The organism is Chryseosolibacter indicum, assembly GCF_018598585.1.
Lineage (GTDB): Bacteria > Bacteroidota > Bacteroidia > Cytophagales > Cyclobacteriaceae > Chryseosolibacter > Chryseosolibacter indicus.
This window is the reverse complement of the sequence record NZ_JAHESD010000100.1, coordinates 1-11,586: the sequence shown is the minus strand read 5'-3', so window position 1 is coordinate 11,586 and position 11,586 is coordinate 1. Positions and strand designations below refer to the sequence as shown.

Below are 11,586 nucleotides of genomic sequence, written 5' to 3'. Positions count from 1 at the left end.
CTCTTAACTAGCTATTCAATAGCTCCCGTGGATTGATCTTTAGTATCCTGGCAATTTCGAATAAGACCGCAATGCCGGGCTGTCGGTGGTTGTTTACGTAACGAGTAACGGTAACAAAATCAAGATCAAGTTGCTCGGCAAGCCAGGTTTGAGACACGCCTTTTTCATCGAGCACTTCTTTGATGCGATTGTACTTTACCTTATTGGCCTTTTTCTTTGCCATTTTGTAAAGATCAGCATAGAACCGTTTTGGATATATAACCGATATGGTTATATTGGTATTTCAAAAGAAAACCTCATACTATGAAAGTAAAATACTCCCTTATAGAGCTACCAACTGACATCCAGTTTATCCTCTACCTCATCAGCGAAGAACTCAAATCCCGCCGGTTTTTCTCTACCCTCCAGGAATTGGGCCTCGACAACTCGTATTTCCAACCACACCTGGATTCACTCATCCTCAGGAGCCTCGACATGGATGAAGACTCAGATGAAACCTTCGATGCCTACTACAAAATCATTGAACGGCGAAGCCGAAAGATCAAGGCTGATAGTACTTCCGTTACGAGGCAGGCATTGAAGGCATACCACGAACTGCTTGAGGTGCGGAAAAAGCTGTCAATTAAAGGTGTATAATTGTTCTGGGTTCAAGGTTCTGGGTTGTTGATTTTGTTACAGGTTAAAGGTTTCAGGTTTAGAACTGCGAACAACTTTAAACTTTAAACCTTTAACATTAAAACATTTGAAAGCACAGAACAAAATCCCTAACGCAGTATAGATTTCATATTCCGTTGCAAGTAAGAAAAAAACAAGGTTATTTTGTCGTATAAACCAATAGCCAACGCTATCACCCTCATGCCCCACTTCAGAATATGCCTTCTCTTATTTCTTTTCGTAATGATGAATTCCTGTAAAACGCATAATATTGATGGTGTATTCGAAAAGCTGGTTGATGCAGATATTTTAAAGAAACGTCAACGATCAGCGTTTAAAGAATATTTGGACTACAGTTCACGTCAATCGAATAGCGCGGTACTTGCTTCCATCTATGCCGTTAAACTTAAGGAGCACTTTGGTAAATCTTCAGCATTAGGGTTTATCTCCTTTGATACCACAGGTATTACCGATGAGTTTAAAAGGGAAACACGTCAACACCTCATAACCTTGCTGAATAAGTTAGCGTTGTGCGGTATAATAGATTCAACTACGCATAACCTATTTACAAAAAAGCTTGATGCCTCGACCTACGTTCATGAAATCCAGCTGTTGAAGGAGTTGACCATGTATACCGCTTACGCGGAAACAATAACCCCTGAACGCCTTCACAACTTTGCCGATAGTCTTGTCATCTACGGTATCGTTCCGGATGCCAATAACGCACGACTACGCGATGCTATTAATTCGCGATCCATTACGTCGCCCTTCAATGTCCTCGACTACTGTACCCACGGTGTCTCCTTCGACCTTGCAACCTATTCTGATGATCCTGCTATATACCTATCTGAAATTCACGAGAAGGTAGCACGCATTTTTCCGGGATTAAACTTTACAGACTTTCATTTTCGCATAGAAGTAGATTCGGTAATGAGTGATTCAAGCTATACTTCAAGAAATGTGGTCGTGTCGTTAAAATGTAATGGTCGCGCGTACAGGCAAAAGAGTTTTATCTCCCTTGATAGTAATGAAGGCGATTACCTTGGTAAAATTGATGAGCAGGAGTTTTACCAAATCTTTAACAAAGTGCTTGTTGATCAGCAGTCACGCTATCGGTTGTACCTGGTTAAGCCTAACCTATCGTTTGGAGCCAATTACAGGTATTTCGGCATTATTGCGTTACAGGAAAAGCAAACTGATATGTTTCGTTATAGCACAAGCCTGCTTGATATTTCATACGAGAATCATGATCAGCTGCCTACATCCGGACAAATTGACGAAGCCATCACATTTTATCAGCAGATAGGTTTACTCGACCATGTTACAGCGCAAAGCATGCTTCAGGCAAAGGAAAACATTGCTATGGTAAGTATGAATACTTTTAATGATGTGCTTTCGCAGTTCCCTGATGTAATCCATAACTTCGATACTGAGCTTGCAAATCTTGACGATCCCTACCGAGAACTATTAGAGTCGTATAAAGCCATTTCCCGTGGCGTGTTTAATCCAACTGACATCTCGGATAATTTCAATACGGATAAGGAAAAAACCATCCTGGAGTTTGAATTAAATGGCAAAACATATACAAAAACCTTAAAGGTTGATAGTGACTGGATCGATGCTGACTTCTTTTCATTTGTTAAAGCTGTGGTAGAAGAAAACCAATTACCAGGCAGCTTCTATTATTTAGCAGGAGATGGGCAATATGCCTCCGTGATATTCTTAACAGATGAACAATACGCCAAACTTAAGGAGAAAAAGCTTTTGGTTTTTTCTGACGATATTCAGTAGGAGAATTAATTGGACTTGCCTGAAGATAAATGCAAAATACTAAAAATCAGAGCAATAAATAATTCATTTGCTGTTGTAACAAAGTTCTGCTATTTTTAAACACGGAGCCCATCCGCATGTACCTGTAATGGGTATGGCGGATGGGTTTTGAGTTTAAAACATCATGGTAACAACGCATCAATATATTAAGCAATTCCCAATCAAGAAATCAAGTGTAAAGCTAATTCTTGGCACTATTCATCCTCATGATCACACTAAATTTCTGTTGCCATTCTTTTATGGTAATGAGATGACGCTTTGGAAAATTCTTAATAGTGCTTTTCCAAATACTTTTGAGCTTACCGTTGAAGGTATAAAAAACTTCCTGGATGAACGTAAGATTGCAATCAGTGATACAATAATTGAGTGTACACGAAAAAAACCGACTGCATTAGATGAGGACTTGATCCCTGTAAAACTCAATGAAGAACTTATCCCTCAAATTCGCGATTCTAACATCAAGGAAGTTCTCTTTACCAGTGGTTTCGGAAAGAATAATGCGTTCACTTTATTTTATGAAAATATATTAGGATTAAAAATTACTAAAGAAATTAAAGAGGCGAGAGGTGTTGTTTTAAAAGATACGCGCTTTGGTAGACCCATTCAACTAACGGTCTTGTATTCTCCTTCGGGTACATCTAACGTAGGCCTTTCTAAATCGCAGGGCTATTTAGCTAATGCACACAAGTATGTTGGATTAAAAACACCTGTTAAACAGTTTAAAATTGACTACTTTAAAGAGAAGTTTACTTCCAATGGTTAAATTGGTATTTTTACTAACCCAAACTCTAATTGTCTCTTAAAGGACATGACTAGCAGTAACTTCGGTTTCCTCGAAAGGGAATTCCCACTCCTTTTCAATACCGCCTGTTCGGCAGAATATAATCTGCATACCGATCCGGTTACTGCTCTATTCAAGCTTCGACAATTTGGTGAAAAGCTGGTAGCCTTCATTTTTGAAACTCATGGCTTCGAAACGATCGCTGATGATACGTTTCATAACCGTATCAGGGTACTTGAAGATGAAGGCACTCTCCCCCCTAATATTGCAAGCCTTCTGCATAATATTAAGCATCGCGGTAACATTGCTGTGCATCAAAACAAAGGAACGCTTGACGATGCTAAAACAATTCTTTTCTCCGCTTTCAAACTAGGGAAATGGTTTTACGAAACGTATTCTGAAGAGAACAAAAATATATCAGACCATAAGTTTTCAATTCCAAGGAATCTGGATGCAAGACATGCGCTACACGAGTTAGAAAAAGAGTACGGTTCACTGGAAGCGAAGTTCAATGCATTATTGGCTGAGAAGGAAGCTCAGCAGTTGAATACATCGCAGAAGGAAGAAATTAAAGCCCGATCTGAAAAAGCTTCGCGAAAGATCGATCTGGATGAAGCTGAGACACGTGAACTGATCGATAATCAACTGCGATTAGCAGGCTGGGAAGTCGATTCAAAAACATTGAACTTCAAATTGCATAAAACACTTCCGCAAAAGGGAAAGAATGTTGCCATTGCAGAATGGAAAGCAGGTGACAAGTGGGCGGATTATGCACTATTTGTCGGACTCGAACTATATGCTATCGTAGAAGCGAAGAAATACGCGCAGGATATCTCAACGGATTTGCGTCAAGCGAAAGTGTATGCAGAACTTGTTACAGAAAACACTTCTTACAAGTTGTTAGGCGAATGGAATTCTTACAAAGTTCCTTTCCTTTTTTCAACTAATGGACGGCCATACCTGGAGCAGATTAAAACAAAATCAGGCATCTGGTTTCTCGATGTTAGGAACAAAGAAAATACTTCAAGACCCTTGCAGGCGTGGTTCTCCCCGGAGGGTCTGGTAGAGTTATATAAACAAGACACAGCTGCGGCAAATGCAAAGCTTAAGGATAACAGTAAGGATTTCCTTCAAAGTAAGAGCGGTCTTGGTCTTCGGGAGTATCAGATCAAGGCAATTGACAAAGTCGAGGAAGCCATCGTTAACGCTAGTGGACGAAAAAGAGTCTTACTGGCCATGGCAACCGGAACGGGTAAGACGCGCACAATTATGGGATTGTGTTACCGTTTAATTCAGTCAAACAGGTTCAAAAGAATTCTTTTTCTTGTAGATCGCACGGCCCTTGGCATACAAGCCATCAATGCTTTTAGAGATAATAAGATAGATGATCTTAAAACCTTCTCTGACATTTATCGCGTTGACGAAATGAAGAAGGCTATTCCTGACGTGGATACCCGTCTTCACTTTGCTACCGTTCAGAGCCTTGTGAAGCGATTGTTCTATAAGGATGATGAAGAGCCGGGCGAGATACCAACGATCGATACTTACGATTGCATTATTATTGACGAAGCCCACCGTGGATACCTGCTCGATAAAGAAATTAACGAAGGCGACCTGGAATTCAAAAACCAGCAAGACTACGTAAGCAAGTACAGAAAGGTGCTCGATTACTTCGATGCTTTCGCCATTGGTCTTACCGCCACCCCTGCCCTACACACTACAGAGATATTTGGAAAACCGGTTTACAATTATTCTTACCGTGAAGCGGTTATTGATGGTTTCCTGGTTGACCATGAACCACCGATTCGAATCAAGACTAAATTGAGCGAAGAGGGAATAATTTGGGAGAAAGGTGAAAAACCAAAAGTATACGAGAAGGAAACGAATTCAATAAAGGAGCTGGATGCACTCGAAGATGAATTGAAAATAGAGGTTGAGCAATTCAATAAGTTAGTGCTTACCGAATCTTTCAACAGAACGGTTGTAAAACAACTGGTGCAGTATCTCGATCCCGAAGGCAGTGAAAAAACACTGGTCTTTGCGGCCTCAGATCCTCATGCTGATTTACTCGTGCAACTGTTCAAGGAAGAGTTTAAGGAAATTGGCATCGAACCGGGAGACAACGCTATCGCGAAGATTACGGGTAAGTCATACGATCCTCTTGAACTGATCAAGCTGTTTAAAAATGAAAGGTTCCCCAACATTGCTGTTACAGTTGATCTTCTGACCACAGGTATTGACGTTCCTGCTATCACTAACCTGGTGTTTATGCGAAGGGTTCGATCGAGGATCTTGTATGAGCAGATGCTAGGCCGCGCAACACGCCTCTGCGAGGAGATTAAAAAAGAGACTTTTAGAATATTTGATGCGGTGGGTATCTATGAGGCTTTGGAAGACTATACGAACATGAAGCCGGTGGTGCCAAATCCTTCAACCACTTTCAAGGGACTGGTAGACGAAATCCAGCATTTTGAAAGCAATGAAGAAAGATTGAAACTTCAGATTGAACAAATCATTGCGAAGCTGCAGCGAAAAGGCAGGCGCATTACTCATGAGGCTGAAGAACGTTTTGCTTTTGTTTCAGGGGGAAAAGGCGTTAGCGAATATATCTCGATGTTGAAGGACCTTCCTGTTAATAATGCCATTGCTGAAATTCTAAAGTCGAACGACCTCTGGACATTCCTCGACGAGTTTAAACCATCGCCTTCGCATCAGCTTTGGTCCGATCCTCAGGATGAGGCACGAGAACCGGAACGCGGATATGGAAAAGGAAAAAAGCCGGAAGACTATATTACCGGGTTCAAAAAATTTCTTGAGGAGAATGAAAACAAGATTGCCGCGATTAAATTAATTCGCACCCGACCAACAGAACTTGATAGAAGATCTTTAAAAGAATTGTACATGCTGCTGGACAACGAAGGGTATACAGATTTGCAGCTCCGGCACGCCTGGAAGGATGTGAGAAATGAGGATATCGCTGCAGATTTAATTTCATTTATCCGTACACTTTCGCTGGGTACCAGTCTTGTGCCCCATGACGTGAGAATAAAAAACGCGGTGGATAAGATCCGTAAGATGCGCAAGTGGAATATGGTGCAAACGAAATGGCTTGACCGCTTTGAAGCACAATTGAAACATGAGACGATCTTGCAAAAAGAAGACCTTGACAGACCGCCTTTCAGTGAAGAAGGCGGCTTCAAGAAACTTGACAAAGTTTTTGAAAACAACCTCGAGAGTATTCTCCAACAATTGAATGAGAATCTATATTCTGAAACAGCTTGATAAAAAAATACACTAGCCGATGAGTGCAGAAGAAATAGCAAATAAATTATGGGGATTGTGCAATGTTCTGAGGGATGATGGTGTAACCTATCACCAGTACCTGAACGAGCTTACATACATACTTTTCCTACGCTTGTCAGAAGTAAAAAATTTCGAGAAAGACATACCGGGAGAATACCGCTGGAGAAAACTAGTAGATACAAAAGACAACAAAGAGCTTTTTGACCTTTATCGGGACTTACTCACCAACATTTCAACAAAAGCAAAGAACCCCGCAATAACAGAGATTTACACCAACGCGTCTACTACACTGCGGAAGCCGGTAAATCTGAGAACGCTGATTACTGCAATTGATGCCATTGACTGGTTCGAAGATCAGGAGCGTGATAAAATTGCAACGATTTATGAAAGCCTGCTCGAGCGGAATGCAAGCGAAAAGAAAAGCGGTGCGGGGCAATACTTCACACCGCGGCCTCTCATCAATGTAATGGTTGATTTGGTCTCGCCCAAAGTTGGCGAACGGTGGAACGATCCGGCAGCAGGTACATTCGGTTTTATGATTGCTGCCGATCAATACCTGAAGGAAAAGACAGACAACTACTACACTATTGATACTAAACAGCGAAAGTTTCAGGTAGAAAAAGCTTTTAGTGGATGTGAGTTAGTGCAGGATGCACACAGGCTGGCGATTATGAATGCCAAGCTTCACGGGTTGGAAAGTGAGATTTTAATGGAAGATACGCTGAGTGAAGTAGGTAAAAAGATGAAGGACTACGATGGCGTTCTGGCTAACCCGCCCTTCGGAACGAAGAAAGGCGGAGAGCGCCCGAGCCGTGATGACTTTACCTACCCTACCAGTAACAAGCAATTAAATTTCCTGCAGCACATATACCGTTCGTTAAGGAAAACAAAAGGTGAATATCCTGCTCGTGCTGCTGTGATATTACCTGATAACGTTTTGTTTGAAGATGGCGATGGTCAAAGAATACGCAGAGACCTGATGGACAAGTGTAACCTGCATACCATTTTGCGTTTACCTACCGGGATATTTTATGCACAGGGTGTAAAGACCAACGTGCTGTTCTTTGAACGCGGACTTACCGATACTGGTAACACAAAGCAGATTTGGTTTTACGACATGCGCACGAATATGGAGAGCCTTGGCAAGAGAAATCCTTTAGCACGAAAGCATTTTGCAGAGTTTGTATTGGCGTACACCGGTGGCATTTCTGTTGACAACGTGAAGGAGAAGTTTGATGGAACAGTCAACTTTAAGAAGCGCGAAAAGATTACTGACACGAGGTGGAAGAAGTTTACGCGAGAAGAGATTGCTGGGAAGAATGATTCGTTGGATGTTGGGTTGATTGCAGATGGAAATAATGGGACTAATGGTGCTGATGTAGAGCCCATTGATTTGGCAAAAGCTGCTCAGGCTGAAGTTACAGCTATTATGAAAGAACTTGAATTGGTAATAAAAGAGTTGTCTTGATGAGCGGTTACCCGAAACACTGGCAAATATTGCCATTGGAAAAATGTGTTGATATTCTTGATAATAAGAGAATCCCCGTTAATGCAGACGAGCGTGCAAAAAGACAAGGGGATGTTCCTTATTACGGAGCTACAGGACAAGCTGGCTGGATAGACGATTTTATTTTCGATGAAGAGCTAGTCTTACTGGGAGAAGACGGAGCACCTTTTTTTGAAAAAGAAAAAAACGTGGCTTTTATGGTGAATGGGAAAAGTTGGGTGAATAATCATGCTCACGTATTAAAGGCACGAAGTGGCATTACACTTAATCTTTTTGTCCTCCACTATCTAAACCATTTTGACTACACTGGCTTTGTAGGTGGTACCACTCGACTAAAGCTTACACAGGGTAGTCTGAAAGTAATCCCATTTCCAGTTCCTCCTCTTCCCGAACAAAAGCGCATAGTTGCCAAGTTAGATAAGTTGTTTGCGCACCTCGATCAACTCAAAGCCCGCCTCGAAAAAATCCCTGATCTCCTCAAACAATTCCGCCAGGCTGTGCTTACGCAAGCGGTTACGGGTAAGTTGACGGAGGAGTGGAGACAATTAAACTTTGCTGACGTTGAAGTTGAATTGAGAAAACTTGGAATCGATTGGATGCACGGTGTTGACGGACTGCCAGAGCAATGGAAGTTTGTCAAATTCGGCAATTACGTAGAAAACTTTGACGGGCGTAGAAAACCTATTTCAACGAAAGAGAGGGAAAATAAAAGAGGCAACTTCCCATATTACGGTGCGACCGGAATCATTGACACGATTGATGGCTATACTCATGATGGTGAAAATTTGCTAATTGGCGAAGACGGTGCTAATCTGCTTTCGAGAGTAAAACCACAAGCTTTTATAACCCAAGGGAAAGTTTGGGTTAATAACCACGCCCATGTTGTAAGGAGTAAAGGTGACTTTGTAAATTCATATCTAGCATACTTCATCAATTCAATTGATCTTTCTCCTTACGTTACGGGATCTGCTCAACCAAAACTCACGCAATCGAAATTAAATTCTATACCGGTAGCAGTTCCCCCCTCTTTAGAACAAAAAGAAATCGTTCTTAGAGTAGAGTCACTCTTTGCCGTGGCAGATCGCATTGAAGCTAGGTACAAAACACTTCAGGAAAAAATAGATCAACTACCGCAGGCTATTCTTTCAAAGGCTTTTAGAGGGGAACTAGTAAAAGCTAACGATGAAGAAGTGTTTGAAGAAATTCGTTCACTGGCAGCAGAGGTTAAAATTGTTTATGCCAGAGTTAATGAACAATAACCTCTTAAACGTTTTAATACCGCTCTTTTAGACTTCATATACTCAAACACAAGAACATTTAAAGAAACATAAATTTAACTCATAAAAAATGGCTACCGATTATGAAGAATATGAAGGTGATGTGGAAGTGGACGACACCGAAATCAGTTTTACCGAATATGAAATTTCGGCATCCCCAAATGATTTTAATGTTAAAACTTTAGTGGACTTTATTGGTTCAGGTATTGTAAAAATACCTGGCTTTCAACGAAATTATGTTTGGGACATCAAAAGGGCTTCCAAATTAATAGAGTCTATACTTATAGGAATTCCCATCCCTCAAATATTTTTGTACGAACAAGGAAAAAATAATTTTTTAGTCGTTGACGGTCAGCAAAGATATTTTACAATCTACTTTTTTAGCCTAAAAAGATTTCCAAAGAAAGAAAAAAGGTTTGAGTTGAGAAAAATCTTTGATGAGTCAAAGGGAATTCCAGAGAATATCCTAAATGACAATGCTTACTTTGTTGACTTTAATCTGTCATTGCCTGAGCATCTTCCTGGCCGGAAAAATAGATTTAATCGACGGAACTATGCCACTCTTTCCGATGACGACAGGACAGCCTTCAATCTTAGGACTATCCGAAATATCATTGTCAAACAAAACAGTCCGGATGATGGCGATTCAGTAGTTTTTGAAATATTCAACCGCTTAAACTCTGGCGGAGTGAATCTGAAACCTCAAGAAATTCGCACTAGTCTTTACCATTCAAAATTTTACGATATGCTATATCGTATCAACATGGATAAGAATTGGCGCGACCTAACGCCCAAAGAAACACCAGATTTAAATATGAAAGACGTAGAGATTTTGCTGCGGGGATTTGCGATGCTGGTCAACCACGAAAAGTATGCGCCCAGCCTTACAAAGTTCTTAAATGATTTTTCGGCAAAAGCCAGAAAATTCTCGGACGACCAAATTTTCTACCTTGAATCTCTTTTCCTTGAATTCACGAGGGTCGTTTGTACAATTGATAAAAAAATATTTTTTACACAAAGCGGTCGTTTTAACATTTCACTCTATGAATCAATCTTCGTAGCTCTCACCGAGGACACCTATCTTAAATCTGAAAGAAACATAAGGCTCACAGACAAAAGTAAAGTCAAGCAGCTTAAAACTGATAAAGAGTTTGTAGAAGCTACGCAATCTCGAACTGCTGACACTAAGAACGTAGCGCTAAGGCTAGCGAAGGCTAAAGCAATCTTGCTATCTTGATGAACGCAGTTGACAGACTTAAAACTGAGTACGATGCAATCGCAAGACTTTTGCGAGATCGACTAGAATTGTCTCTCTTAAATGACCTCAATAAACATTTCCGGAAAGTTTTATTGCTTTCAGCTGGTAGCTATTTCGAGAGTCAAATTTCTAAGGCGCTTAGCGACTATGTCAGCAAAGCAACTAATGGTGATGCACGTCTTGTTAATTTCTTACAAAAGGCCGCAATTTCAGGACGATACCACACATTATTCGAATGGGGAAAGCAAAATGACATAACTCAGTTTGGTGACAATGCCAACAAGTTCTGGTCGTTTTTTGGGAACGAGTTCAAAACTCAAATATCTTCAGAAGTTAGGGGTCGCCCTGAAATTGCTGATGCGATAAAGGCTTTTATAGAAGTTGGACACTTAAGAAATATCTTGGTGCACAGCAATCTAGCTGCATATGAATATGATGATAAGACCACGGACGAGATTTACTTTTTGTTTAAACGCGCTGAACCATTTGTTTCGTACGTGCGCCAAAAGCTACATCTTGACTAACTATTCTTAATTACCATTGCGCAGTTAAAGCTTTTTCACTTTGTAATAACGCGACATTTCGTCAAGCGTGAATCTTATTTCATTCCGTAGCGCTTCGGGGGCCTTGATAGAAACCCGATCTGGTGCAAGCGTCTCGTTCAAGCGTCCCGCTTGGACGTATAATGTGTCAGCGTCCGCTGACGTAAGCATACGCTTTTTAAATTCAAAAGTGAATTTGAAGTTGCTCATTCACTGCCTTTAATTTCTCTTACTATTTTTACACCATAATTAATAAACTCTAGGACGCCAATACCAGACTTTCAATTTATCATGCTTCCATTGTTAAAACCCGAATCTAGCGCAAGCGTCTCGTTCAAGCGCTGCGTCCCGATTTCTATCCATAGCCGTCAAGCTAAGAAAGTTGTTTGATTTTCAGGAGGTTGTATGTGAACACAGTATTCCCTGGTAGGAAT

Annotated in this window: 10 protein-coding genes; 8 read left to right on the top strand and 2 right to left on the bottom strand. The window is 40.8% G+C overall.

All coding sequences use genetic code 11. From position 1 onward, the window contains the following. Positions 1-7 precede the first annotated feature (7 nt). Positions 8-223, bottom strand: a complete 216-nt coding sequence (locus KK060_RS23720; protein WP_254157573.1) for a helix-turn-helix domain-containing protein — start codon at positions 221-223, stop codon at positions 8-10. Between the two features lie 80 nt (positions 224-303). Between KK060_RS23720 and KK060_RS23715 the strand changes: the two genes are divergently transcribed. The 8 genes from KK060_RS23715 to KK060_RS23680 all read left to right on the top strand — a co-directional run bounded on the left by KK060_RS23715 (position 304) and on the right by KK060_RS23680 (position 11,134). Next, complete coding sequence (locus KK060_RS23715) at positions 304-636, top strand: hypothetical protein (protein WP_254157571.1); 333 nt, start codon at positions 304-306, stop codon at positions 634-636. A 183-nt stretch (positions 637-819) separates the two neighbouring features. Then, positions 820-2,445: a hypothetical protein gene (locus tag KK060_RS23710; RefSeq protein WP_254157569.1), complete on the top strand. Its 1,626-nt coding sequence runs from the start codon at positions 820-822 to the stop codon at positions 2,443-2,445. Between the two features lie 163 nt (positions 2,446-2,608). Beyond that, entirely contained in the window at positions 2,609-3,247 is a 639-nt protein-coding gene (locus KK060_RS23705; protein ID WP_254157567.1) for a uracil-DNA glycosylase family protein, read from the top strand. 45 nt (positions 3,248-3,292) lie between these two features. Beyond that, entirely contained in the window at positions 3,293-6,547 is a 3,255-nt protein-coding gene (gene hsdR, locus KK060_RS23700; protein ID WP_254157565.1) for a type I restriction-modification system endonuclease, read from the top strand. A 19-nt stretch (positions 6,548-6,566) separates the two neighbouring features. Continuing rightward, the gene (locus KK060_RS23695) at positions 6,567-8,036 is read left to right on the top strand and encodes a class I SAM-dependent DNA methyltransferase (RefSeq protein WP_254157563.1); all 1,470 of its coding nucleotides are present in this window, start codon (positions 6,567-6,569) and stop codon (positions 8,034-8,036) included. Next, positions 8,036-9,334 carry a restriction endonuclease subunit S gene (locus KK060_RS23690; RefSeq protein WP_254157561.1) on the top strand — a complete coding sequence of 433 codons (1,299 nt, stop codon included), beginning with the start codon at positions 8,036-8,038 and terminating at the stop codon, positions 9,332-9,334. Before KK060_RS23695 ends, KK060_RS23690 begins: the two co-directional genes overlap by 1 nt. Positions 9,335-9,422: 88 nt before the next feature. Next, entirely contained in the window at positions 9,423-10,589 is a 1,167-nt protein-coding gene (locus KK060_RS23685; protein WP_254157559.1) for a GmrSD restriction endonuclease domain-containing protein, read from the top strand. Continuing rightward, positions 10,589-11,134, top strand: a complete 546-nt coding sequence (locus KK060_RS23680) for a HEPN domain-containing protein (RefSeq protein WP_254157557.1) — start codon at positions 10,589-10,591, stop codon at positions 11,132-11,134. The genes KK060_RS23685 and KK060_RS23680 overlap by 1 nt, the downstream gene beginning before the upstream one ends. 24 nt (positions 11,135-11,158) lie before the next feature. Here the strand turns inward: KK060_RS23680 and KK060_RS23675 are convergent, their stop codons facing one another. Next, entirely contained in the window at positions 11,159-11,362 is a 204-nt protein-coding gene (locus KK060_RS23675; RefSeq protein WP_254157555.1) for a hypothetical protein, read from the bottom strand. Between the last annotated feature and the right edge of the window lie 224 nt (positions 11,363-11,586).